We start from the raw sequence: 25,163 nt of genomic DNA, 5'->3' as shown, positions 1-25,163 counted from the left end.
ATTTGGTTAAATATTCAAATATATTTATAATTAACAAAAGTATTTTATATAATTTGTATATTTTTTGACTTGGAATTCAATTGACTTTTTTAGAAATGGGAGGTATAGTGGATTTAGTGATAATATTTCTATGGTGAAAAAAGTTGTAAAAAGTAACTAAACATAATATGTGTGGAGGGAAATGAAATGAGTAAAAAGTATGTAGAACTTGGATATCCGATTTATGAAGGAATGCCTGTGTATCCTGGTTTGCCGGAAGTAAAGGTTACTTTAAGAGAAGACTTGGAAGCGGGTGCGGATTGGAATGGGTCTGTTCTTTCAATTTATCTGCATGCGGGAACCCATGTGGATGCACCGTGGCATTATATGGGAGGCAGCGCACCGGGAATTGATTGTATCCCGATTGACAGATTCTTTTATGAAAAACCTCTGCTACTAGATGTTCCGGCGAAGAAGAAAAATGACTTGATTACTGTCGAGCAGCTGTTAGCCTATGGAGATGAATTGTATAAAGCGGATTTATTGATTTTTAATACACATTCTTATGAGAAGAGAAGTGTGGATTTTATGGACTATGCAACGGGATTTTCAGCAGTTGGACCAGAGGCGGCAGAGTTTATCAGGGAGAAGCTTCCAAATGTGAAGGGTGTGGCTATTGATACTCTGAGCATTGAGAATATTGAGTTTGGACGGGAGAATGGCTTCCGTACTCATAAGGCATTTTTAGATCCAGATAGACCCAATAATACAGTGCTTATTTACGAAGATATCAATATTGCACCACTTATCGGACGAAAAATTGTAGGTGCCTGTTGTACTCCGCTGCGTATTACTGGCAGAGACGCCAGTGTCTGCAACTTAGTTGCCATTGTGGAAGAAGATTAAATTATATTGCCATTACACAGATATCTTGAAAGGAGTAAATTGACGTATGAAAATCACGATTGTTGGCGCCGGCTCTATTGGAACTCTATTCGGTTCTATTTTATTTCAGGCCGGACAGGATGTAACTCTGGTGGAAAAAAGACATGAGATTGTAGAGGCAATCCGAAAGAATGGACTTAAAATTATCAGAGGTGCAGATGAAAAAGTTTTGAAGATAAAAATCACTGAGAATATTGAGGAAGCTGCAAATCCAGATCTGATTATGTTCACCGTAAAATCCTATGACAATGTTACGGCAGCGAGAGATTGCCTGAAGATTATTGGGCCAAATACCACGATATTGACGTTGCAAAATGGTGTTGGAAATTATGAGACAATTGCGTCTATTGTGGGAGAAGAGCGAACAGTAGTGGGAACAACCACCTTTGGAAGCACTCAGTATGCGCCGGGATGTACTCGTGGGAGCGAGACCGGTTCAATTTCTATCGGTGAGTTCGCGGGTGGAATCAGCGAGCGCATTTCTACCCTGGCAAGACAACTGAGAGAAGGCGGCTTTGAGGTGTTCGAAGTGGACAATGTAAATAAATTGATTTGGACGAAACTTGCAGTAAATGTAGGTATTAACGCCATTGGAACACTCTGTAATTTTGAGAATTTGTACACTTCCAAGATCGAAGAAGCGGGTCTTTTGCAGAAACAGGCTGTAGAAGAGGTCGCTGCGGTGGCGAAAGCAAAGGGTTTGGATCTAGACTACGATCATCTTTATCAGCATGTTGTAGATGTAAGCGAGTCTACTGCTAAAAATAAGTGTTCCATGTTGCAGGATGTGGAGAACAAGAACCTTACTGAAGTGCTTACTATCAATGGGGCTATTATGGAGGAAGGAAAAAAATTGGGGATTAGCACACCGATTAACTTTGTACTGACCAATTTAGTAAAAGCAAAAGAAACCTACCATCATAGATAGGAAAGGTTTGTGTTGTAAACATTTGGAGCATTGCAAAAAGTCTTGCATATTCTCAGAGAGATATGCAGGACTTTTTGATGTATGACAAAATTTCTACTATAAAAAGTTGTTCATGAGTGTGAGAGAGCGAAATTCCGTAATATAGGGAGGACTGCGAAAACAGACGAAAAGGATATGAATTCTGGCGGAGAAAAAGGTATTTTTTTGCTTTGCAGGTGATTCCTTGTTGATTCAGTTTGGCTAAATGGATATAATGATTTTATATGGAAGGCATACGGGAGAGTACTGTGCTAGGACGTAGGGAATGAAAAACTGTTGGCTTCGTCTTTCTGTATGCCAATGCTGTGTCTGGAAGAAAGGTAGAATACTATGACTGAACTTACAAAATCTTTAGGAGATACCGTAGCTGAAAAAATCAAAGAATCCATTTTTAGCAGGCGACTATTTGAGCCTGGACAGCAGCTTCCCAAGGAAGCAGAATTGGCTGCACGTTTTAATGTAAGCCGTACTGCACTTAGAGAAGCAATTAAAAAACTGGAGGCAGAAAACATTTTAATTATCAGACGGGGAGTGGGCACTTTTGTTTCAGAAGATTTCGGCCTTGGCATTGATACCAGCGGACTTTCCTATGAAGAGCTGCAAAGACAACTCTTAAATAACTGGTATGAGGCCAGGTTAATTTGGGAAGTTCCCTCTATGGCTTTGGTTGTGAAACATGCGACGAGAGAAGAGATAGAGGAGATTGAGAAAACTCAGGAGCATATAGAACAGTTGATTGCTCTTAACAGCGAGGAATTTCTTCAGTATGATATTTTATTTCATAAGCAGTTGACTGCCGCCACACATAATAATATTATACAGAGGATGGTTGAGAATTCCAGCGCTTGGGAGTGGTCTTATTATGTGATTTTGCAACATCGTCGCTCTCTTCATCCACATATGATGCGTAATTCTCGTGAGAGTCATAGTAATATTATCAATTTTTTAAAAGAAAGAGATGCAGAAGGGGCGGCTATGGCTATGAGGTACCATTTGGTAAGTGCTATGAGAGACTTAAAAAAGTAATTGATAGAGTGAATATTGCATTTGCAGAGGTACATACGTGATAAAATAGAGAAAATCGTTGCTATTGTTGAGAACATTTTGTCTGAAGAAGTATGAAAAAAATGGAGGCTGATGTCAGCCTCCATTTTGATGTATCGCTTTGGTTTTCCATTTTCCCCTGCGGTAGAAAAATGTGGTTAGCAGAGCTCCCAATACCCAGGAAATTAGCAGAGAAACCCATACGCAGGTATAATGCCCGTTGGGTAGTTCAGGTGTTCTGGTCAGATAGGAGATTCCGTAGGCAATAGGGATGCGGATGATGACGGTCGTCACAATGGAAATCCACATGGGGGTCATTGTGTCGCCGGCTCCGCGCATGACGCCAGAAAGACTCTGGGTCACACCCATGGCGATATAGCCGACCGCCAAAATCATCATAAGTTGATAGCTGAGATTCACCAGTTCTTTGGTGTTTGTAAAAATACTCATCAAGGGTTTTCCGAAAAGCAGAATCAACAATGTGATAACGGCCGAAGTTCCCGCTGCGATCAGGGTTCCCTGGCGGGCGCCCTGAGAAACTCTGTCATACCGTTTGGCACCTACGTTCTGACCAGCATAGGTCGTCATGGCGTTTCCAAATGAGAAGTTCGGCATCATGGCGAAACCGTCCACGCGCATGAGGATGACATTTGCGGCGATGACCATCTCTCCGAAACTATTGGTCAAGGACTGCACTACAACAAGAGCCATGGAGAAAATCGCCTGTGTCAGCCCGGAGGGAAGGCCAAGCCGAATCATGGTGAGGCTGTGTTTGCGGTTCAACCGCAGATAGCGCGGTCCCAGGTCGAAGAGGGTCCTCATTCTGCACAGTTTCCACAGGCAGAGGATGCTGGAAGTAATCTGGGCGATGATCGTTGCCAGAGCAACACCAGGTACTCCCATATTTAACTGGGTTACGAAAAAGATATCCAGTATGATATTGATTACCGTGGCTACCAGCAGGTAAACCAGGGCAGAGAAAGAATCTCCTACGCCTCGGAGGACACCAGACAGAATGTTATAGTAGGCCACGCCTGCAATTCCTAGCATCATAATTCGAAGATAGGAGGCACACCAGTCAATGATACTTTCTGGAGTGTTCAAAAATCGCAGCAGCGGCATAGTCACCAGAGAGCCGATAACCATAATGATGACGGTTGCAATAGCTGTCAGTGCGATACAGGAACCAATAGTTCTCGACAATTCTTCCCGCTGTCGCGCACCGAAATACTGGGAGACCATAACGTTTGCCCCCACGGAAATTCCGATGAACAGAACCAGAAGCAGGTTTAGAACCGGGTTTGCGCTTCCCACGGCTGCCAGCGCGTTGTCTCCGATGAAATTTCCTACCACAATGCTGTCTACGGTATTATAGAGTTGCTGAGCAATATTTCCGATCAACATGGGAACCGTGAAGATAACGATTTTTTCCCAGGGCCTTCCGGAAGTCATATCGGAAGGCGCAAATAAAGTTTTTAGTTTCATAAAATTTCCCCTTTATCCCCCAAAATAAGACTACACCTAGAACAGATGGAGTCTGTCTACGCAGTTGGTATCTAATCTTATTATAATGCCTGTGGCGGCAAGAATCAATGTAGTTGTTTTAATAAGTGTCCGATCTTTAAATCTCTGTTTTTCATTTTGAACTAGAGCGGAGTTTTTTGTTTGTTGGAGATTTCTGAAACCTTTGTTTTAGGTTTTGCTAATAAGATGTTCGAAAGGACAAAAACGCTTTCTAAATAAAACTTTGTAAAAACAATCTTTACGTTCCGTTTCTTGTTTTGTTCTTTTGTAAGAACTATAATGGAGTCATTAGAGGCGCAGATATAGATTATATGACGGCAAAAAGCCAATAGACCGGTGTGATAAGCAGAAAGGAAAGGCGGTATGTTTTATGGCAAACATTTTAATTGTCGAAGATGAAAAGAAAATGCAGGAGATCATTGTCGAATATATGCAGCGTGGCGGACATATCTGTTTTACGGCTGATGATGGAATAGATGCTTTGGTGGTGCTAAAAAGCAATCCGATGGATTTGATGATACTGGATATTATGATGCCAAACCTTGATGGCTTTTCGGTCTGCAAAATAGCGAGAGAGATGAGCAATCTTCCCATCATCATGTTGACTGCGAAAGGGAGTGAAGATGACAAACTGAAAGGTTATGACTTGGGTGCTGATGATTATATGACAAAGCCATTCAGCCCAAAGGTACTTTTAGCAAAGGCAAATGCTTTATTACGACGTTCCTCTTTACTTCCGGCAGATACCATAAATGCAGGAAAAATTTCTCTTGTTCCTGCCTCCCATAAAGTTTTTGTGAATGGAAAGGAAATTGTGTTGACTCACAAGGAATATGAATTGCTTTATTTTTTTATGGTGAATCCCGAACAGATTTTCAGCCGCGAACAGTTGCTAAATAGGATATGGGGGTATGACTTTGAGGGAACGACGAGAACAGTTGATACACATATCAAAACCCTGCGCCAAAAGTTAGGCGATGAGGGAAAGCATATTGTGACACTGATTCGTTCCGGTTATAAGTTTGAGGTAGCGGTATGAAGATTTTGGAAAATATAAATATCTTTTCATTACGCAAAAAAATCCTGTTGGTCTCTAAATTGATTGGGATTGTTTTGATTGTTTCTTATGTGTTATCCGGGTATCTGCCTGTAAGTACAGATGTTTCTTTTGTGATCTGGTTGTCTTTTGTAGTTGTCTTGACTTTGGCGATTGACTTCACTATGGCACATTTCATTTCAAAACCTGTTTCGGAGTTGAATGAATCGGCTCGAACGATGGCGCGATTGGACTTTACTCACCCATGCAAAGTAACAAGCCATGATGAATTTGGTGAATTATCAAAAAGTCTGAATATCATGGCGGAAAATTTGCAAAAGGCATTTAGAGAATTGGAAGTTGCTAATGAAAAATTAATGTTGGATGTGGAGCAAAAAAAGTGTCTGTTAGCTGAAAGAAAAGAATTGGCAGATAACCTGTCACATGAAATGAAAACACCATTAGGAATTATTCGGGCTTATGCTGAGGGGTTGCAAGAGGAAGCGAATGAGGCAAAAAGACAAAAATATTTCGAGATCATTGTTGCAGAGACAGAACGCATGAGTAATCTGATTACGACTTTACTTGATTTGTCTGCACTGGAAAATGGTGCCTCACAACTTCGCCCGGAACGTTTTGATTTTGTTGAATTTCTAGAAACGGTTGCTGGACGTCTGCTGATCGATACTCCGGATGCCGATTTTAGTCTGCAATATGAATTGCCGGGGCATCCGGTTTATGTGTGGGCGGATAAAAGCAGGATGGAGCAAGTATTGGATAATTTGATTGTCAATGCAAAACGAAATGTCTATCCAGGTGGTGTTTTGAAATTGTCTTTGAAGAAAAATAGCAATCAATTGGATTTCTCCATTTTTAATCAGGGGCTTCCAATCTCACAAGAAAATTTGTCAAAAATTTGGACGAAGTTTTATCGTGATCAAAATTCTAGATATAGTGGCTCGGGATTGGGGCTTGCGATAGTTGCCCAGATTTTATCCATGCAAAACTTACCCTATGGGGCCGAAAATCAACCAGGAGGCGTCGTTTTTTACTTTTCTATCCCTTCTATAAAATAAGAATTCATCTCTTGTGGAAAGGCTTCAATTTCTGAAAAGAAATTGGGGCTTTTCTTTTCTTCTGTTCCAAGAAGATTTCACACCAACTTCACAGCAACCTCACATCAATTTCAACGCATTTTTATACTTTTACCTCAACAAGAGAGCATGGCTCTTAAAATAAAGGAGGTAGCGCTTATGTTTTTAGGTTTGGAGTGGTATTGGTGGATTGCTATTTTGGCACTACTGGCGGTTTTGATTCCGTTTAAGGTTAAGTTTGTAAAATGGTGGAATAGGCGTCAGCAAGGAAAGGAGCAACACGGGAAATGGGGGGAGGAAGAATGATCGAAGTCAAAGATTTGACTTTTTCCTATGGAAAAAATAAGCAGGCATTACACGGCTTGACTTTTTCTGTACGGGATGGAGAAATTTTCGGCTTTTTAGGACCAAATGGTTCCGGTAAGTCTACGACCCAAAAGATATTGACCGGTATATTGAAAGGCCATGGCGGAACGGTATCTCTGTTTGGAGAAGATTTGCAAAATGCGCATATGCAAGAGGTCTTTCAAAAAATAGGTGTCCTGTTTGAATTTCCTTATCTGTATGCTAATTTGAGTGCTCTTGATAATCTGCGTTACTTTGCTTCATTTTATCCCAAGGAGCAGCAGCGAGACGTGGAAGAATTGCTTGATGAATTGGAGTTTAAGAGGGATTTTCTGAAAAAGCCGGTGTCCTCCTATTCAAAGGGGATGCGCCAGCGCGTTAGCATGGCGCGAGCCTTAATCAGTAATCCTAAACTTCTATTTTTGGATGAACCGACCAGCGGCCTTGACCCTGCTGGAGCTGTGCTTTTTCGCAAAATTATAGAAAAAGAGCGGAAAAAGGGAACAACGATATTTCTAACGACTCATAATATGCTTGACGCTGATCTGCTTTGTGACAGGGTGGCATTTATCTCAAATGGAAACATTGTGGCGCTTGATGCGCCGAGAAACCTGAAAGAGAAAAACAGCAATCACAGCATTATCATAAGTTATCTGTATCAAGGCAAACGGAGCGAACAGATGATGGAGGCTTCTGAATTGAAAGCGAGTATCCCGTTTGCATATGACGAGCTGATCAGTGTTCATTCCCAAGAGCCAACTTTAGAGGATGTGTTTATCCAATATACAGGAAGGAGACTGTCTTGATGTGGAAAAACCTTTATTCTCTGGTGAAAAAAGACTGCCGGATGATGGTATCGGGAAAATTCTTTTTGGTGGCTTTCGGATCGTTTCTGATTTACACCTTGTTTATTAACTTTGGCTATCTGAATTTGATGGAAGCTGAAATTTATAATGTTTATCTCTACGACCCGTCTGGAACACAGACAGATGTTTCTCCACTGGTTTATTCTGTATCTTCGCCAGAAGAATTAATAAAAGCCATTGCAAAGGATACAAGCGGCGTGGGAATTGATGCCTGTGATGGGGAACCTAATGTTATACTTTACGAGGCTACGGAAAAAGCAGACCAACACAGAGTAGACTATGCGCTGTCATTACTGCACTCTGATGGAGAATATATGCCGGAAATTGTAGGCAACAATACTCCTGAAATGAAGCAGCGTAAGGAAATCACTTGCGAATTGTTGTTTATTGAGATTGTCGCAGTAGGATTTTTGGGAATTGCGTCTGTTTTATTTAAAGAAAAACAGATGGGCGTTATTCGCGTCCATGTAATCATACCCTTGAATAAGAATCTGTTTGTTTTTTCCAAAGTTTTTCTTTTCTTGCTGACAGATTTAGTATTTGCTGTCTTAATGACCTTGTTCAATATTGGGATTTCAGAGACAAAAAGCATTTTGCCAGCGGTTTTAATACAAACGGCAATCCTTTCTTTGATTGTAGCGTTTGTGGGCTTTGGCTGTGCGATGCTGTTAAAGGATTTCAAACAATTTTCGCTTGTATATCTGGTGACTGCGCTATTTGTGGTAACTCCTATTTTTCTGGCAGCAAATACATCGGTAAAAGTGACATGGCTTGCTGTTCATCCGTTTTATCATGTATATATGGGGTTGAAAAACGCATTTTTTGGTATGCCAGTAACTAACCCTGTTTATTATATCTGTGTGGTATGTACCGTTATTGTATTCTTTGGAATGGTTAATCTGGTGTTCCGTAAAGAAATGGGAAGGGAGGGCTGACAATGAAAGGTTTGATATATCAGCTTAAAAATGTCAGGAAAGATAAGTTTTGTGTCATGTCTTTTCTCCTGCCTATTTTGGTTGCTATAGCACTCAATGTTATTGGTTCTATTGACCTTTCCTCTTTGGGCGAATTAAATTTTGGTGTGGTTACCCAAAGTAGCACATCGGAAATGAAAGTCTGGCTGGAACGATATGGTACTGTTACGGCTTACCAAACGAGAGAGGAGTTGATTGCAGCGATCAATGACCCTTCTACCAATCTGATTGGTGTAGAACCTGATGGGGATAGTATAAAAACTGTCATATCTGGTGACGAGTTGTCAGTATTTTATCAGGCTGCAAGTACACTCCCAGATCTCTACAGGCGGCGCGGAACAGAAGTAGTCAACATACAAGTTTTAGAACAACCCGACTTAATGGCAGGCTATCAGAATATTTTTATTGCTATTACCTTGATTGTGGCAATGTTTATGGGGTGTACTTTTAATGCCGTGAATATCATTTCTGAGAAAGAAGATGGAATTGCTCTTATCAATGAAATCCTGCCCATATCCTCAAAAGAATACATTGCCCAAAAGATTTTTATTGGCTTTGTGTTTGGGTCTATATCTGCTATTCTCACAGCGATATTTTGTTTTAGACTGTCCCCTGTGGAGGTGCCAGTTATGTTAATCTTGATTATACTTTCCGCTTTTGTGTCCGCTCTGATCGGACTGTTTGTAGGCTGGGCTTCTGATGGCCTGATGGCAGGCGTAGTTTATATCAAAATTGTTATGATTGTATTTATGGCTGTTCCTACTGTGAGTTATCTGGTAGGGAAGGGAAACAAAATCTTTTCATATCTGTGTTATCTTGTTCCATCTAGTGCAACGTTTGAGGGAATTATGGGATTGGGAAATGGTAACATAGCAATCGCTCGAAAAGATGTTATCATTCTTGCTATTCACTGCGTCTTTTGGCTTTTGCTCTATTTAGCCCTGTCTAAATACCGGAAAAAGTATAATAACTTAAATCAAAAGCAGCATTGAAGTATAAGGTCGGCGTACATAGCCCTGACTTTTCACTGTTCTATGGATTAGAGTGAGAAGATATCGTACGTTTTTGATGAATATGGAGAGTGCTTTCGGCTTGATGTTTCAAAAACATAAAATAATTGCCGATGGTGATCTAGTCATAAACGTAAATTTGAAGAGATGATAAATACTGAGAGTGGGAAAGAAATACTTTTCATATGGGTAATCGTTTAGAAAATGGTCAGAGAGCTTGCTGGCGGCAGGCTCTCTGTTAATAAATGGCTGTAAAATCTGAATCATAATTTTATCGAACAGACAGTTATAAAATATGAATGTTAGAATGATTATAGTATTCCACATAAAAGTAGGTGGACTTTATTATTTTTGAGCTGTATCAGGTATCCACAATGGATATCCTGGTTATGCTCTTTTTTTATCTTATATTTTGGATACCGTTTTTTCTAGTCTATTTAGGAGTGTTGTTTTTGCTGCTTGCGTAGTTTTCGTATAAAAGGTCAATATTTATGCCCGGATTGTATTGATAGTGCTTATCGAGTGCCTGCTGAACGGTTTCCATATTTCGTGAGAGCAATGCTTGAATGATTTCTGACTGGTAAGCCTGTGACTCCTCCAGAGACACGTCATCCCAGGATGGATAGGTGGCATTTAAAAATTCAATGCTTGTCGAATATACGGAATGTATGGAAGCCTGAAGGTATTGCAGGAGTGGGTTATCAGCCAAAGAAGCGATGAGAGTATGAAATTTTACATCAATTTGCTCGATTTCTTTGGTTGATCTTGCATTTTCGATTTCTATGAGCAGCTCTTGTAATTGTTTTTTTGTCTCAGGGTTATTCTTACGGATGATATTGCGCATAATTTCCAATTCTAACGCATAGCGGAGACTGGTTAAATCTTTTAATTTGCAATGGTCTAATACGAATACCAAGGAGAGATTGTCTGTCAACTGTTCTTTGAGATGGTTTACAATATAATTTCCTCCGCCATGGCGGGATTCTAATAGGCCGATGGTTTCTAAAGCTTTTAAAGCCTCTCTTACGGAAGCACGGGACACTTGATACATTTCAGAGAGATCTCTTTCAGAGGGGAGCCTGTCACCGACGATCAATTCCCCGTCTAAAATTAACTGTTTAATCTGATCTACTATGTATTGATAATTGTTTTTGTTATGAATTGGTTCGAACATTTTTATATCCTCATATTCTTTTCATTTTTATTTTTCAGATATATAGCTTTAAAGAGAAATCACGGTTTGTTACTTTAGGGTAACAATAGGCATGCTTCCTTACAAAATCATATCATAGCTTGATTCAAATGGAAAGTCAACTATTCTTAAAAAGAATACTTGCATAATAAATTATCAGAAATTTTGTGAATATAGACGAAAAAGAAAAATAATATTGACGAAAAATAGTGAATATGATAGGTTTAAATTAGTCTAATGGTAAGACCACCAGACCATAACGAGAGTGATAGGAATATCTGTATTAAAAAATTGAAGGAGGATAATTCGTATGAGCAAATTAATCATTGACGGGAATCGCTGTAAGAGCTGCGGATATTGCATTGCAGCATGTCCTCGTGACGCGCTTTCTTTTTTTAGGCAGGAAGGAAAATTATACGATACAGTCAGAGTGGATGATGAAAAATGTACTTGCTGTGGTTCTTGTTACCAAGTGTGTCCAGACTATGTGTTCGAAATAGTTGAAACAGAAGGAGGTGCGCAGGCGTGAGTGAAAAAGTATTGATGAAAGGAAATGAGGCTTTGGCAGAGGCTGCTTTGCGAGCGGGGTGTCGCTTTTACAGTGGCTATCCTATTACACCACAGACGGAAATACTGGAGTATTTATCTTGGAGAATGGACGAGGTCGGAGGAGTATTTGTTCAGACAGAATCTGAATTGGCCGGAATTAACATGTTGATGGGAGCTTCCTGCGCTGGGGCACGAGTTCTGACAAGTTCGGCCGGTCCTGGATTTACACTAAAGCAGGAAGGAATTTCTTATCTGTGTGCCAATGATATACCGGGAGTTATCATTGATGTGATGAGAATTGGTTCTGGCCTGGGGGATATCTCACAAGGACAGGGAGATTACTGGCAGCTTACTAGGGGCGGTGGTCATGGAGACTATCGGACGATTGTTTTGGCACCGGCTTCGGTACAGGAAAATGTTGACTTGATGCCGTTGGCATTTGATTTATCAGAAAAGTATCGTCATCCGGTATTGATTGGGTCGGACGCAGCAATTGGCCAGATGATGGAAGGGGTAGAATTACCAGAATTCCAGGAAGCATTTGATATTGATACTTATGACTGGACCTTGAAAGGCTGTAAAGGAGATGATCTGCATAAGACAATTCAAAATGTGTTCTATACGGATTTTGATTATCCAAAAACTCTTCGTGCAAGATACGCGATGATAGAGGAGAAGGAGCAACGTTGGGAAAGTTATCAGACGGAAGATGCACAAATCATTCTCGTGGCGTATGGGTGCAGCTCCAGAATTTGTAAAGAAGCTGTGGAAATGGGGCGTGCGGAAGGCTTGAAACTCGGACTCATAAGACCGATTACACTTTGGCCGTTTCCAGTAAAAGCGTTTGAAAATCTGAAAAATGTGAAGGGATTTATATCCGTGGAAATTAATATTCTGGGCCAAATGGTGGATGACGTAAAATTGGCGACAGGTTGCCGGTATCCAGTGGGATTTGTGGGCTCATTCTTTGATGTACCTGAACCAGATGATATCCTTGTCGAAGCGAGAAGAATTTTAATGGAAGGACAGGAGGGAAAGTAGATGAAACTTAAAAAACCTGACAGAATAGGTATTTTGCCAGAGACTGGGTTTTGTCCTGGCTGTGGGCACGGAGTGGTTAGCCGTTTAGTAGCCGAGGTGGCTGATGAATTAAACATAAATGAAAAATTGGTGATAACACATGATGTTGCCTGTGGTTACATTGGCGCGGCGATGATGCGGTTTGATTCGATTGTGTCAGCACATGGACGTCCGATTCCAACGGCAAGTGGATATCAGAAAGTTCGTCCTGATAATATTGCCTGTGCATATCTGGGGGATGGGTCTGCGTATTCCATAGGTGTTGCAGAATTGATTCATGCGGCACTGCGAAATGATAATATAACGGTTATCGTTGTAAATAATACTGTTTACGGAATGACCGGAGGACAGATGGCTCCGACTTCTTTACCGGGAGAAAAGACAATGTCTTCTGTATATGGAAAAGACCCCGATCGTTACGGAACTTTAAACGTAGTAGATTTGATCGGTAAACAGAAAATTGCCTATCTTGCAAGAGGGGAACTATACGATGTGGCAAGCACTGCGAAAACTAAAAAAATGATTCAAAAGGCGTTCGAAAACCAAATGGAAAAAAGGGGATTCAGCCTGGTAGAAGTTCTGTCGCCGTGTCCTACGAATTTACATATGGCACCATTGAAGGCAAAAGAGTATATGCATACAGAAGCGAGAAACTATTTCTCATTGGGTGAGTTTATTGATGTGACAAAGGAGGGGTCCAAATGACAGGAATGATATTTTCAGGGTTTGGCGGCCAGGGAATTTTGACGACAGGAATGATTGCTGCAGAAGCCGGTATGAAATTGGGAATGCATGTGACTTGGTATCCTTCTTATGGTTCTCAGATGCGAGGGGGCACGGCGAATTGCAGTGTAAAATTAGATACAAAAGACATCGCAAGTCCATATGTAAAAGAAATTGATATTTTATGTGCGATGAATGCGGCTTCTGTAGATAAATTTCAAGGGCATATGAGGCCGGGTGCTTTGCTTTTAGTGGATGCTGGGGCAGTACCAGAATCTCATCCAATGAGAGAAGACGTACAAGTAGTACGAGTTCCGGTCGCTGAGATAGCAAATGAATGTGAGAATCCTAAGGGCGCGAATTTGGTAATGTTGGGAGCAATTGCGGCACACACGGATTTATTTGAAGTTGAGACGCTTGCAAAGTTGGTGGACGAATTCTTCGCAAAAAAGGGGAAGACAAATCCTAAAAATAAATTGTGCCTGTTGGCAGGAGCAAAATGCGAATAGACCTGCAGAAGTGAATAAAGGAGTGAAGAGAATGAACGAAGGAAAAAAGAAATTTCCATGGTTACCTATGTTTGCATTAGCGTTTGCCTATGCAACAGCTTTTAATCCTCCATATATCCGATATTTTCTGTATGATTCCATGATCGAGGCAATGGGATGCAGTAACGTACAGCTGAGTTTCCTGACAACCGTTTCTGTTATCACAGCATTTATCAATTCGATTCCAGGCGGCTGGGTGGCAGACCGATTCAATACAAAAAAAATATTGCTGATTTCTTTAGGGGCGAATTTTCCAGCAATTCTGTTGTCCGTAATTTTTATAAAGGTGTATTGGGTTCAAGTTATTGTATGGGGCATTTTCGGTTGTACTACAGGTTTTGCTTTCTGGCCTGCAGTGCTAAAAGGAATTCGTATCGTTGGCGGTGAAAATAATCAGTCTACGACATTTGGAATGTTCGAGGCAACGCAGGGATTGGTAGCGACAGTTGGAAACATGATTGCAGTAGGAGTGTTTGCAAAATTTGCGAATCAGATTTGGGGATATCGGGCAGCACATTTTTCTATGGGAATTCTTTGTTTGATCGGAGTGGTTTTAATTGCGATTTTCTATAAGGATGAGATGGGGACGGTAGCTGCAGAAGCCGGTGAGGAACAATCTGAGGAAGGGAAATTTAAGGTTAAAGATACCTTGGAATTATTGAAAAATCCAAGTCTGTGGTTAGTTGCTGTGACACTTTGCGGAGTGTATGGATTATATATCTGTCAGTCTTATATGACGCCTTATTTTACAGGAGTTTTGGGAGCGTCTCTTACGATAACCGGAGTTTTTGCGATTATGCGAGACTATGGAACAAAAGTTGTGGGAGGACCGATTGGAGGTTTGATTGCGAAAAAAATAGGCTCGCCTTCATTACTGAATGCGATCTGTCTCGTAGTTTGTGCAGGTTTTATTTTCACGATTTCACGGATTAAAACAGGCGGAGAAAACGTTGTGACGTTTGCAATTATTTTTGTACTCGTAAATGCACTCGTTTGCTGTATGGCAAAAGCTACTATGTGGGCGACAATGGATGAGGCCAATATTCCGATGCATTTGACAGGAACGGCGATCTCCATTGTGACATTGATTGCGATCTATGTGCCAGACGCAGTTATGCCACTGGTCAATGGATGGTTATTGGATACGTTTGCAGATGATTTGCCCAAGGCGTATAGTAATTATTTTACGATTTTGATTAGTATGGCATTCATAGCGGCCTTAGCCGCGATTTCGATCTTTGTTCGTCATAAAAAACTGAAAAAGAAGAAATTGCAGACTTCTGCAAAAGAGTAATCCAGGAATATGTGAAGATTTCCGGAGGATAGTTCGGAGAAGAGTTTTGGTAATTTGAATTTTATAAGGCAGGAAAGGAGTTAGGGTATGACAGAGCTAGCAAAACGTATGAAAACAGCGGAACCTTCGATTGTGCGAGAACTTTATAAAGTATGGACATTGCCGGGGATGCATTCACTTGGAGCTGGTAATCCTTCCTTAAAGACGTTTCCGGTAAAGGAAATGGAAGAAATTTCGAAGCAGATTTATGAAGAATGCTCAAGAGATCATTCCATGGTGGATGCAATCTTTTCTTATGGGGTTACAGAAGGGGACGACCCACTTAGAAAAGAATTAAAGAAACGTTATATGGAATACTATAAAAATGGAAATCCAAAGACGGATGATCTACAGATTTTTACCGGAGCACAGCAGGTAATTGACTTGACTGCAAAGTGCTTTCTTAACAGCGGTGATGTTGTACTGACGGAGGAACACAGCTATTCTGGTGCAATTTCAGCTTTTTGGGGGTATGAGGGAAAAGTAGTAGGGGTAAAAACGGACGAAGAAGGAATGCTCCCTGATGCTCTGGAAGAAATGCTTCAAAAAGAAGAACATGTAAAATTAATTTATTTGATTCCGACTTTCCAGAACCCTATGGGTATTGTTACAACGTTGGATAGACGACAGGCAATTTATGATCTGGCTGTAAAATATGATGTGATGATTTTGGAAGACAGTCCTTATTTTGAGCTGCGTTATTCAGGGGAATATGTGCCTTCCATTAAGAGTTTGGACAAGACCGGTCACGTGATTTTCGCAGGATCTTTATCAAAAGTTCTTACACCAGGAGTGCGCTTGGGATTTGCGATTGCGAATAAAAATGTATTGGCAAAATTAACTGTTGGAAAACAGTGCCAGGATATGAACAATCCAGGGTATAATCAGCGGATTGCAGCGAGATATATAGAAAATTATGATCTGAGTGCACATATACAGGATTGCTGTACTCTATATCGTTCCAAACGAGATACTATGATGAATGCCTTAGAGAAAGAGTTGACAGGGAAAGCAACATGGACTCATCCAGAAGGAGGATTCTTTGTATGGCTGACTTTACCCTCACATATATCAGGAGACGAATTTACCCGGTATTTAATTGATAAGAAAAAATTGATTACGGTATGTGGTTCTGCATACAGACCTGATGGGAGTGATGTGAATGCAATTCGTCTGAATTTTTCAGTGCCATCGGAAGAAGAGATACAATTTTGCGTTCATTTAATTCGGGAAGCATTGGAGGAGTGGGTAGACAAAGCATAAGTGCAATCGAAGAATATGTAAACATTGTTTGGATACACATGCAAAACAGAGGAGACGTACAGTATGGACAATTTTTTTTCTTTCATCATTAATGCAGCAAATTATCTCTGTGGTATGCCTGTACTTTATGCAGCAAGCGTTGTCTCAATTATTCTTACGATTTCTACAAGAGGATTTGTATTTCGACATTTCAGACATATTGTACATCAGATTGTGAATGGGTTCCGGCAGGAAAAATCAACGGAAAAAGGCCTTTCCTCATTTTCGGCCTGCTGCGCGGCATTGGGAAATACTCTTGGCGTGGGAAATATCGCCGGAATTGCCATTGCACTGGCTTCCGGCGGCCCAGGTGCACTTTTTTGGATTTGGATTGCTGGACTTTTAGGTGTTGTGATTAAATACTCAGAAGTTATACTTGGTTCTTTTTACAAAGAATCAGATGCCAGGACAGGTGTATACCGTGGTGGTATCATGTATTACATGGAAAAAGGACTCGGAAAAAATTGGAAATGGATGGCTATTATGTACGCACTGATTTATGGTACATCAAATTTCATCATAGAAGCTACCCAGATTAATTCCGTAGTGGGAGCATTCCATGGAGTACTGGAATTTCCACCTATTATTGTTGGTATCCTTGCAGCCATACTGATTGCTTTTGTATTGTTAGGCGGCATCCATCGTTTAGGTGATGTCTCCAATAAAATTGTTCCATTTGCCGCGATTCTGTATGTAGGGGTAAGCTTTATCGTACTTTTGGTGAATATCCCCCAACTTCCAGGAGTGCTGAAAGAGGTGCTTGTGTCTGCGTTTACAGGATCTGCGGCAGCAGGGGGCTTTGCCGGTGCATCAGCCAGTATGGCGATCCGATACGGGATTATGAGAGGATTTTATTCAAATGGAGCTGCCAGTGGAGATGTAGCCTTCGCACATTCTACAGCGGAAGTGGAGCATCCGGTACTTCAGGGAATGTGGGGAGCAGTGGAAGTTGTGGTAGATACCATTGTCTGTAGCAGTACAGCATTGGTAATACTGACAACTGGTGTTTTGGATACGGGATTAACTGGAACGGCACTTACTACAGCAGCATTCTCAGCTTTCTTTCATAATGCTTGGTATGGAGCATTATTTGTTGGTAGTATCATTGCATTGTTTGCTTTTACAACAGCGATGGTATGTGCATATTACGGAGAAGTCTGTGTGATGTATTTAATCAAAAATGAAAGGATATCGAGGCATGTGACGGTTATCTATCGTTGTCTGATTTGTGTCTCAGCAGTGGTTGGTTCAGTAGCTTCCCTAGAATTTCTTTGGAGCTTTACAGATTTTGCTTTAGCGTTTTGCATGTTTACTTGTCTGTTTACATTGTTTATGTGCCGAAAGAAAATCTCTAAGTTAACGGGAGAATATGTGGGAACTTTAACGCGGGATAGAGTGAGATAAAGTGTTGAAAAATGTAAACCAAATAAAAATATATAGGTATTTGCTTTTACATGATAGAGTGGCTTAAAAATAGATCATTCTGAAGGGAGAGACAGATGAATAAGGTAGTTGATATCAAAACTGCAATTGACAAAATTCGGAGTGGAGATTCGATCATGCTGGGGGGTTTTACGAATTTCGGGTGTCCTTTGCATTTATTATATGAGTTGGCGAAAAGACCACAGGTCAATAATTTGACATTGATTTCTGAAGACTTGGGTTATGGTGGATTGCCATATTTACAAGGTCCGGGACGACTGTTTGAAAATGAACAGGTAAGTAAAAGTATTACCTCTTTTATAGGAGCAAATCCAGATGCGAATCGCTTGATCTTCGAAAAAAAATTAAATGTGGAGTTAGTTCCCCAGGGAACCTTGACAGAACGTATACGGGCAGGTGGAGCTGGCATTGGAGGCTTTTACACACCTACAGGAGTAGGGACTGTGGCAGAAGAAGGAAAAGAAACGAAAATGATCAATGGTAAAAAGCACATATTGGAACTTCCACTTCGAGCAAATGTGGCTTTGGTTAAGGCTTATAAAGCGGATAGGCAGGGAAATGCGATTTTCAAATATACGGCAGCTAATTTTAATACGGTTATGGCAACAGCAGCCGATCTGGTTATTTTAGAGGTAGAGAAGCTGGTAGAAGTGGGGGAAATTGAGCCGGATCAAGTGCAGCTTCCAGGAATTTTTATCGACAATATTGTGCTGGCGGAGGAGGCGATATTCTAATGGCAGGTAAGAGAGAAATGATTGCAAAAAATATTGCGGCGATGCTGCATGATGGTGATGTTGTGAATTTAGGTGTGGGTATTCCGACTCTAGTAGGAAATTATGTACCGGAAGGCATGACCGTATGGTTTCAAGGAGAGAATGGCTGTATTGGGGTAGATAAAGAATTACCATTCCCGTGGGACTTTGATAATTATGAAAGTGTTGTGGGATGGATGAAGAGAAACGGAGGAGAAGACGGAGACTGGAAAGTGGGTCATAAAGATTTGGGAAATGCAAATGACATATTTGTTACATTGCTTCCAGGAGCGTGTTGTTTTGACAGTGCGCTTTCCTTTGCGATTATCAGAGGCGGGCATTTAGATGCTACTGTCTTGGGAGCGTTAGAAGTGGATATGGAGGGAAATCTTGCAAATTGGATGATTCCGGGTAAAAAGCTCAGCGGTATGGGCGGAGCGATGGATCTGGTAAGTGGTTCGAAGAGGGTAATTGTGGCTACAGAACATTGTAATAAATATGGTGTCCCAAAACTATTGAAAAAATGTACACTTCCGCTGACCGCCGTGGAATGTGTAAACACGATTGTCACGGAACTTTGCGTCATTCAGTGCAAGAATCATAAGATGACTGTCACGGCCATGGCACCGGGCATCACCCGGGAGGAGCTGCAGGCCAAGACGGACGCGCCTCTGTATTTCGCGGACGAGGTCTGCGAGATGCTGATGTAAGTATTAAATTGTTTCCATTATCCTTTTTATATAGGAAGGCAGGCAGTTTCGTAACTGACAGATAGAGTTTTTCTGCTATTATGTTGCGGGATGTCTGCCTTTTTTGGCAGATATTTGAAAATAATAATTGTCAGACTGTTATAATGCACAAAAAACATTGCTGAAATTTGTACTTTTTGCAGCAATGATAAAAATTTATCATTCTCTCTTTTCTTTTTGAATAAAATATGTTATAACATACTTGGCACGGAAATGAGACATAGTATGTGATAAACAAGAATTTTTAAAATACATTAGATTAGTGAGGGATGAACAATGAACGCAAAGACAAGTGTAAATTATTATCCGAAGTTTGGAGACAAGAAAACAACATTTTATAAAAAGAGTGAGAATTATGCAGCGGCAGCAAAGGAAGAGTCCAGAAATAATCTAGTTGCCATGATTGTGACTGCGGCGGCTATATTGGCAGTTGCTGTGTGGGGAATCTTTTGTGCATATAGTACCAGCAGTACAGAGACAGTGAGTTTCCCTGAGACAGTATTAAGCCAGGAAGTGGCTAGTGCAGATCAGACAGTGGACGTTTCTGTTGTAGATGGGGAACTTTTATAATATAAAAAGATGGCGTAACTGAAGATGGCACAGAATACGATGGACGGCTATGAGAGCTGTCCAAGGACGGGAAAGACAATACCAGTTTTGTCTCAGCTCTGTGTATATGTAGTTTCTAAAGGTCATGTATGGCCGAGTTCTTCTTTGAGAGAGAAGGTCCTGTGCCACGAAAAGATGCTTTAACCGATGTAAATGCGGTTAATATAATTTGTTAATTAAAAGACATTGCCGATTAGATGGATGGCATCTGAGAGGCAATGTCTTTTTCATATAAATAGGAAAGATCTCGTCACGCTATTTCGTAAAAGTCCTTTCCCATTACACAAACGCTTCGCTATAGATTCGCATGCCTCAGGTGGAGAATCATGTCTCGCAGAATTCTTTTGTTATGGTAAGAATTTTCTTAGTTGTCTACCGAGGAAGGTTTAACTGGGAGCTGTGCTAGAATAATTGCGGTGAACATGAGAATACAGCCCCAAATTTCCCGATGGCTCAAAGCCTCTCCTAGAAGAATCCAGCCAGCCAGCACGGAAATACAAGACTCCAGGCTGAGTATCAGGGCGGCGACAGTGGGATTCATATCCTTTTGACCTACAATCTGTAAGGTATAGGCTACACCACAAGAGAGAACTCCTGCGTACATTAGAGGCGCCCAGGCCGAGAGAATAAGGGAAATGTCTGGTTGTTCAAAGAGAAACATACAGATGATAGATAAAATACCGCACACGAAAAATTGGATGCAGGATAGCTTTATTCCATTGGTCAGAGGTGAAAAGTGGTCAATGACCAGGATGTGGAATGAAAACAAAATTGCACAAATAAACACCAGAAAATCTCCAAAATTTATGGAGAGAGAATCGGTTGTGATACACAGAAAGTAGAGTCCCACTAAAGCGAGCAGGACGCTGAGCCAGATGAAAGGGGTGCATTTTTTCTTCAAAAACAGGCCGAAGATAGGAATGATAACGATGTAGCAGGCAGTGATAAAACCAGTTTTGCCGACAGTTGTATATTGAATGCCGAATTGCTGAAAATTAGCGGCAGCGAACAGCAGTATCCCGCACAAGGTACCACCAAGAATCAGATCTTTGGAATTTTTCGGTGACTTTGGGGGAGAGGAAGTTTTTCGGTCAAGGAAAGCAATACAGGGGAGCAGAACAAGACTTCCGATCAGAGAACGGATGCCATTGAAAGTGAAAGGCTGAACATAGTCGGTTCCCACACTTTGAGCGACGAAGGACGTGCCCCAGATAAATGCGGTAAGCAGCAGAAGAAAAGAGTTGCGCAGTTGTACGTTTTTCATATTCTCACCTCAAGTTTAAAGAATTATCAAAAAAAGAAAGAACCAGAGACATGGAAGATCTGTCTCTGGCTCTGTGATTTAACTGTCTAATTAAATCAAAATATATTTTAGAATAAATAGTATCGCCAGTATATACATAACCGGGCTCACTTTCTTTCCTTTGCCGATCAGAAGGTTTAAGGCAACGTAAGAGATGACACCCATGGAGATGCCTTCTGAGATACTGTAGAAGAAAGGCATTGCCGCTATACAGATGAAAGCCGGAATTCCTTCAGCAGGGTCAGAAAACTTAATGTCTGACACTGCACTTAGCATATAGAATCCTACAATTACCAGAGCAGGAGCAGTGGCAAAGGAAGGGATCGCCAGGAAAATAGGTGATAGGAATAAGGACAACCCAAACAAAATAGCGGTTGTAATGGCTGTCAGGCCGGTACGTCCTCCCTCAGTGACACCGGAAGCACTTTCTACGAAGGTAGTAGTCGTGGAAGTACCCAGTACCGCACCAGCAGTTGTAGCTACAGCGTCGGCCATGAGGGCACCTTTGATACGTGGCAGTTTTCCATCTTTGTCCAGCATATCAGCTTTTGCAGATACACCGATTAAAGTTCCCAGAGTGTCGAACAGATCTACAAACAAAAAGGCGAAAACAATGACGATAAATTCCAAAATCGGGATACCTTCCAAACTGAATTTTGCGAAGATTGGAGACAGACTTGGAATGGAAATACCACTGCTGAAATCTGGAAGTAAGGAATAGTATCCGAGATCAGGATTCGGGACATAAAGACCTGTAAACTGACAGATAATTCCCAAAAGCCAAGTAATCAAAATACCCCACAAGATATTTCCCTTGATGTTTTTAGCTACCAGAACCCCTGTGATGATGATTCCAATAATTGCTAATAATACAGTGATTCCCACATCATTTGCTGAGGCTGCTACGAATTCAGTACCATTCACAGTGGCGTCTTTCTGTAAAATGGCATTATAGTTATCTACCGAGAACAGGCTTAACAAAGTGGAACCACCAATTACGATCTTGGCGTTTTGCAGGCCAATAAATGCAATAAACAAACCAATTCCCACACTGACAGCTTTTTTCAAATTAAAAGGTATTGCATCGAAGATGGCTTCTCGTACATTCAAAAGAGAGAGCACGATGAAGATAATACCTTCCACGAGAACAGCGGCCAGGGCAACTTTCCAGGAATATCCCATTCCAAGAACGACTGTGTATGCAAAGTAAGCATTCAGGCCCATTCCAGGAGCCAGAGCAAATGGATAGTTGGCAAACAGGGCCATACATAGTGTTCCAAGAAAGGCCGCTACTGCGGTAGCGGTGAATACCGCGCCGTGATCCATCCCAGTTGAGGATAGAATGTTAGGATTTACGGCCAGAATATAGGCCATGGTCATGAACGTGGTAATTCCTGCTAGAATCTCGGTCTTAACTGTGGTGTTGTTTTCTTTCAAATGAAAGAATTTCTCTAGGTTCATGTGAAATCTCCTTCCCTAAACAAGCAATTTTGTCAGCCTGAATCTCAGGTGTGAAATCTGATTTTTCGGGCTGACAGTTCAACAATTCCTATTCATTGTGAATTTTCTATCATAATTAACTATACTTTAGGATTATTTTTGTGTCAATTCCTTTTTTATAAAAATTTAATATTTTAGAAAATTATTTTTATGGGAAAAAACTTGAGATGGTGTTATGATATCCCACATAGACTTTTAGCGTGAAGAAAGAACGAAAGACGGGAGGAAAAATGAAAACTTATCCTTATGCGATATTTGACATGGATGGAACTCTTTTGGATTCCATGAAAGTGTGGAAAAATTTAGGGCGCAATTATCTGGAGCTTATAGGAATCAGACCGCCGGAGGATTTAGAGGAACATCTAGCTACTATGAGTATGCTAGAAGGAGCGGAGTACTTTCACAGAGAGTTGGGAGTGAAGGCCACACCTCAGGAGATTATTCGGGGGTTAAACAGGCAGATTGAAGATGCCTACAGGGAGACCCTGCCTTTGAAGAAAGGAGTCAGGGAATACCTGTCTTATTTGCAGGAGCAAGGAGTTAAAATGGGAGTGCTCACGGCGACTCCGTCTTACATGGCGAAACTGGCTTTTGACAGATTAAATATTGGAAAATATTTTGAATTTGTGATGGACTGTGAGGAAGCCGGAGGAGGAAAGACAGAACCGGGATGTTATATGGAAGCGACCCGGCGACTAGGCGGAAAGCCTTGGGAGACAACCGTGTATGAAGATGCGGATTTTGCTCTAGAGACAGCGAAAAAAGCAGGTTTTTATACAGTAGGAATTTTCGATGAGACGATGGCAGACCGCAGAGCTTATCTGCAAGAGTTGTGTGATAGATATGTGGACAGTTATGTGCAGCTGCAAGGATAAATTTATGCGTGCCTGAAGTTTTTGGTAGTCTAAGGTAGATGAGTCTCGTACAGACTTAGAGTGTAAGTAAAAAATGAAGGTATAAAATGACAATTTTTGGCGAGCATTTAAAAGAGGAATAAAAGTATGCGATTAGACAAAGAGAATATGAAAAAAATGATGGGTTTGATCGTCTTTACCATCTTGATATTAGTTGGCCTGCAAAATTTCGATAAGGTCTTGGGGATTGTAGGATTATTATGGCAGATTCTCTTTCCGTTTGTGTTGGGAGCAGCGATGGCATTTATTCTAAATGTCCCTATGCATTTTTTAGAAGAAAAATTATTTGTACGTAAAGACGGTAGCAAGCGCAGATTTGCCAGACCTGTATCTTTGATAGGAGCGTTGTGTCTGGTGGTTTGCATCATTTTGTTAGTGGTCCTGGTGGTGGTACCGGAACTTGGGAAAACTTTGGTAGCATTGGGCAAAACGATTGAGAGTACGGTTCCTCAGGTACAAAGATGGGCGGCAGAGCTGTTTCAGGATAACGAACAAATCTCAGAATGGATTGCGCAGTTGGATTTGGATTGGCACAAGGCACTTGCTTCTGCTCTAGATGTACTTAGAAATGGAGCCAGTAGTGTGCTCAGTTCCACTTGGACGGTGACGATGGGAATTGTTAAAGCCATGACGAATGGCTGTATTGGCTTTGTATTTGCTTGTTATATATTACTTCAAAAGGAGAAACTGGGACGTCAGGTTAAAATGGCTCTGAGAGCGATTCTACCGGAAAAATCTGAAACATATACGTTTCATGTTTTAAGCTTGAGTTACCGGACATTTGCCAATTTTGTCACGGGCCAGTGCATAGAGGCTGTGATCTTAGGGACGATGTTTTTTGTGCTTCTGACCATTTTAAAATTTCCCTATGCACTTTTAATCGGAGTATTAATTGGTTTTACCGCGCTGATACCGATTTTTGGAGCGTTTATCGGATGTGCAGTCAGCGTTTTGTTGCTGTTGATGGTGAGTCCTGCGAAGGCGTTGATATTTATAGTGATTTTTTTGATTCTTCAGCAGATCGAGGGAAACTTGATCTATCCGCATGTGGTGGGCGGTTCTGTTGGACTTCCGTCGATTTGGGTGCTAGTGGCTGTGACTGTGGGAGGAAATTTGATGGGAGTCGCGGGTATGCTGATTTTTATTCCGTTGACTTCTGTAGTGTATTCTCTTTTTCGAGAATGGGTGCATTACCGTTTGGAGATAAGAAAAAAGGAGATGGGGGAAGAAGTAGAAGAAGACATGGAGTCTTAATGGAGAAATTAAGGTCTTTCTGTGACATGAGTAGAGTCACAGGAAGTCCTTTTTTGTTTATGGGAAAAACTTTGTCACGATAATGTGCGAAGATTTCCCGCAACAAAAACGTTCCGCTGTGGATTTGT

The 25,163-nt window shown here is 41.1% G+C and carries 26 protein-coding genes; 22 read left to right on the top strand and 4 right to left on the bottom strand.

All coding sequences use genetic code 11. The features are described 5' to 3' along the window. Window positions 1-186 precede the first annotated feature (186 nt). The 3 genes from BLHYD_RS14340 to BLHYD_RS14330 all read left to right on the top strand — a co-directional run bounded on the left by BLHYD_RS14340 (window position 187) and on the right by BLHYD_RS14330 (window position 2,917). On the top strand, window positions 187-885 hold the full coding sequence (locus BLHYD_RS14340) for a cyclase family protein (RefSeq protein ID WP_021844988.1): 699 nt from the start codon (window positions 187-189) through the stop codon (window positions 883-885). A gap of 46 nt (window positions 886-931) precedes the next feature. Next, window positions 932-1,852, top strand: coding sequence for a ketopantoate reductase family protein (locus tag BLHYD_RS14335; protein ID WP_005951265.1), 921 nt, complete (start codon window positions 932-934; stop codon window positions 1,850-1,852). Between the two features lie 369 nt (window positions 1,853-2,221). Continuing rightward, on the top strand, window positions 2,222-2,917 hold the full coding sequence (locus BLHYD_RS14330) for a FadR/GntR family transcriptional regulator (protein ID WP_005951266.1): 696 nt from the start codon (window positions 2,222-2,224) through the stop codon (window positions 2,915-2,917). Window positions 2,918-3,031: 114 nt separating this feature from the next. Here the strand turns inward: BLHYD_RS14330 and BLHYD_RS14325 are convergent, their stop codons facing one another. Continuing rightward, window positions 3,032-4,420 carry an MATE family efflux transporter gene (locus tag BLHYD_RS14325; RefSeq protein WP_005951267.1) on the bottom strand — a complete coding sequence of 463 codons (1,389 nt, stop codon included), beginning with the start codon at window positions 4,418-4,420 and terminating at the stop codon, window positions 3,032-3,034. Window positions 4,421-4,829: 409 nt separating this feature from the next. Between BLHYD_RS14325 and BLHYD_RS14320 the strand changes: the two genes are divergently transcribed. From BLHYD_RS14320 to BLHYD_RS14295, 6 genes are all read left to right on the top strand, one after another. Further along, the gene (locus tag BLHYD_RS14320; RefSeq protein ID WP_005951268.1) at window positions 4,830-5,498 is read left to right on the top strand and encodes a response regulator transcription factor; all 669 of its coding nucleotides are present in this window, start codon (window positions 4,830-4,832) and stop codon (window positions 5,496-5,498) included. After that, entirely contained in the window at window positions 5,495-6,571 is a 1,077-nt protein-coding gene (locus BLHYD_RS14315; RefSeq protein ID WP_005951269.1) for a sensor histidine kinase, read from the top strand. The genes BLHYD_RS14320 and BLHYD_RS14315 overlap by 4 nt, the downstream gene beginning before the upstream one ends. Window positions 6,572-6,748: 177 nt before the next feature. Next, window positions 6,749-6,895, top strand: a complete 147-nt coding sequence (locus BLHYD_RS14310) for a hypothetical protein (protein WP_196795182.1) — start codon at window positions 6,749-6,751, stop codon at window positions 6,893-6,895. Continuing rightward, window positions 6,892-7,740, top strand: coding sequence for an ABC transporter ATP-binding protein (locus BLHYD_RS14305; protein WP_005951271.1), 849 nt, complete (start codon window positions 6,892-6,894; stop codon window positions 7,738-7,740). The genes BLHYD_RS14310 and BLHYD_RS14305 overlap by 4 nt, the downstream gene beginning before the upstream one ends. A gap of 41 nt (window positions 7,741-7,781) precedes the next feature. Further along, window positions 7,782-8,735, top strand: a complete 954-nt coding sequence (locus BLHYD_RS14300) for an ABC transporter permease (RefSeq protein ID WP_313901932.1) — start codon at window positions 7,782-7,784, stop codon at window positions 8,733-8,735. Between the two features lie 2 nt (window positions 8,736-8,737). Continuing rightward, on the top strand, window positions 8,738-9,766 hold the full coding sequence (locus BLHYD_RS14295; RefSeq protein ID WP_005951273.1) for an ABC transporter permease: 1,029 nt from the start codon (window positions 8,738-8,740) through the stop codon (window positions 9,764-9,766). A gap of 451 nt (window positions 9,767-10,217) precedes the next feature. On the opposite strand, the gene BLHYD_RS14290 is transcribed toward BLHYD_RS14295, so the two are convergent. Further along, entirely contained in the window at window positions 10,218-10,958 is a 741-nt protein-coding gene (locus BLHYD_RS14290; protein WP_005951275.1) for a FadR/GntR family transcriptional regulator, read from the bottom strand. A 328-nt stretch (window positions 10,959-11,286) separates the two neighbouring features. Here BLHYD_RS14290 and BLHYD_RS14285 point away from each other — a divergent pair, with 328 nt between their 5' ends. The 11 genes from BLHYD_RS14285 (at window position 11,287) to BLHYD_RS14235 (ending at window position 20,208) form a co-directional block, all read left to right on the top strand. After that, complete coding sequence (locus BLHYD_RS14285) at window positions 11,287-11,505, top strand: 4Fe-4S dicluster domain-containing protein (protein ID WP_005951277.1); 219 nt, start codon at window positions 11,287-11,289, stop codon at window positions 11,503-11,505. A gap of 14 nt (window positions 11,506-11,519) precedes the next feature. Next, window positions 11,520-12,566 (top strand): 3-methyl-2-oxobutanoate dehydrogenase subunit VorB, encoded by a 1,047-nt coding sequence (gene vorB / locus BLHYD_RS14280; RefSeq protein WP_005951279.1) that lies wholly within the window; start codon window positions 11,520-11,522, stop codon window positions 12,564-12,566. Continuing rightward, on the top strand, window positions 12,567-13,310 hold the full coding sequence (locus tag BLHYD_RS14275) for a thiamine pyrophosphate-dependent enzyme (protein ID WP_005951281.1): 744 nt from the start codon (window positions 12,567-12,569) through the stop codon (window positions 13,308-13,310). Beyond that, window positions 13,307-13,837 carry a 2-oxoacid:acceptor oxidoreductase family protein gene (locus BLHYD_RS14270; RefSeq protein ID WP_005951283.1) on the top strand — a complete coding sequence of 177 codons (531 nt, stop codon included), beginning with the start codon at window positions 13,307-13,309 and terminating at the stop codon, window positions 13,835-13,837. The genes BLHYD_RS14275 and BLHYD_RS14270 overlap by 4 nt, the downstream gene beginning before the upstream one ends. Before the next feature lie 31 nt (window positions 13,838-13,868). Then, window positions 13,869-15,170 carry an MFS transporter gene (locus BLHYD_RS14265; RefSeq protein WP_005951285.1) on the top strand — a complete coding sequence of 434 codons (1,302 nt, stop codon included), beginning with the start codon at window positions 13,869-13,871 and terminating at the stop codon, window positions 15,168-15,170. 87 nt (window positions 15,171-15,257) lie between these two features. Beyond that, a complete protein-coding gene (locus tag BLHYD_RS14260) occupies window positions 15,258-16,472 on the top strand; it encodes an aminotransferase-like domain-containing protein (protein WP_005951287.1) in 1,215 nt (404 codons plus the stop codon). A gap of 63 nt (window positions 16,473-16,535) precedes the next feature. After that, on the top strand, window positions 16,536-17,915 hold the full coding sequence (locus BLHYD_RS14255; protein WP_005951289.1) for an alanine/glycine:cation symporter family protein: 1,380 nt from the start codon (window positions 16,536-16,538) through the stop codon (window positions 17,913-17,915). 95 nt (window positions 17,916-18,010) lie between these two features. Beyond that, window positions 18,011-18,688: a CoA transferase subunit A gene (locus BLHYD_RS14250; RefSeq protein WP_005951290.1), complete on the top strand. Its 678-nt coding sequence runs from the start codon at window positions 18,011-18,013 to the stop codon at window positions 18,686-18,688. Beyond that, window positions 18,688-19,416 (top strand): CoA-transferase, encoded by a 729-nt coding sequence (locus tag BLHYD_RS14245; protein WP_005951292.1) that lies wholly within the window; start codon window positions 18,688-18,690, stop codon window positions 19,414-19,416. Before BLHYD_RS14250 ends, BLHYD_RS14245 begins: the two co-directional genes overlap by 1 nt. A 315-nt stretch (window positions 19,417-19,731) precedes the next feature. Further along, window positions 19,732-20,025, top strand: a complete 294-nt coding sequence (locus BLHYD_RS14240) for a hypothetical protein (RefSeq protein WP_005951293.1) — start codon at window positions 19,732-19,734, stop codon at window positions 20,023-20,025. Window positions 20,026-20,049: 24 nt separating this feature from the next. Next, complete coding sequence (locus BLHYD_RS14235; protein WP_005951294.1) at window positions 20,050-20,208, top strand: hypothetical protein; 159 nt, start codon at window positions 20,050-20,052, stop codon at window positions 20,206-20,208. Window positions 20,209-20,428: 220 nt separating this feature from the next. Here the strand turns inward: BLHYD_RS14235 and BLHYD_RS14230 are convergent, their stop codons facing one another. Together BLHYD_RS14230 and BLHYD_RS14225 are read right to left on the bottom strand one after the other, a co-directional pair. Continuing rightward, entirely contained in the window at window positions 20,429-21,328 is a 900-nt protein-coding gene (locus tag BLHYD_RS14230) for a DMT family transporter (RefSeq protein ID WP_005951296.1), read from the bottom strand. Window positions 21,329-21,418: 90 nt separating this feature from the next. Continuing rightward, window positions 21,419-22,828, bottom strand: a complete 1,410-nt coding sequence (locus BLHYD_RS14225) for an NCS2 family permease (protein ID WP_005951298.1) — start codon at window positions 22,826-22,828, stop codon at window positions 21,419-21,421. Window positions 22,829-23,097: 269 nt separating this feature from the next. Here BLHYD_RS14225 and BLHYD_RS14220 point away from each other — a divergent pair, with 269 nt between their 5' ends. Continuing rightward, window positions 23,098-23,742: an HAD family hydrolase gene (locus tag BLHYD_RS14220; protein WP_021845004.1), complete on the top strand. Its 645-nt coding sequence runs from the start codon at window positions 23,098-23,100 to the stop codon at window positions 23,740-23,742. Window positions 23,743-23,868: 126 nt separating this feature from the next. Continuing rightward, window positions 23,869-25,035, top strand: a complete 1,167-nt coding sequence (locus BLHYD_RS14215) for an AI-2E family transporter (RefSeq protein WP_005951302.1) — start codon at window positions 23,869-23,871, stop codon at window positions 25,033-25,035. Window positions 25,036-25,163 lie beyond the last annotated feature (128 nt).

The sequence above is a fragment of the Blautia hydrogenotrophica DSM 10507 genome, from assembly GCF_034356035.1.
Lineage (GTDB): Bacteria > Bacillota > Clostridia > Lachnospirales > Lachnospiraceae > Blautia_A > Blautia_A hydrogenotrophica.
This window is presented reverse-complemented; position numbering and strand designations above follow the sequence as displayed.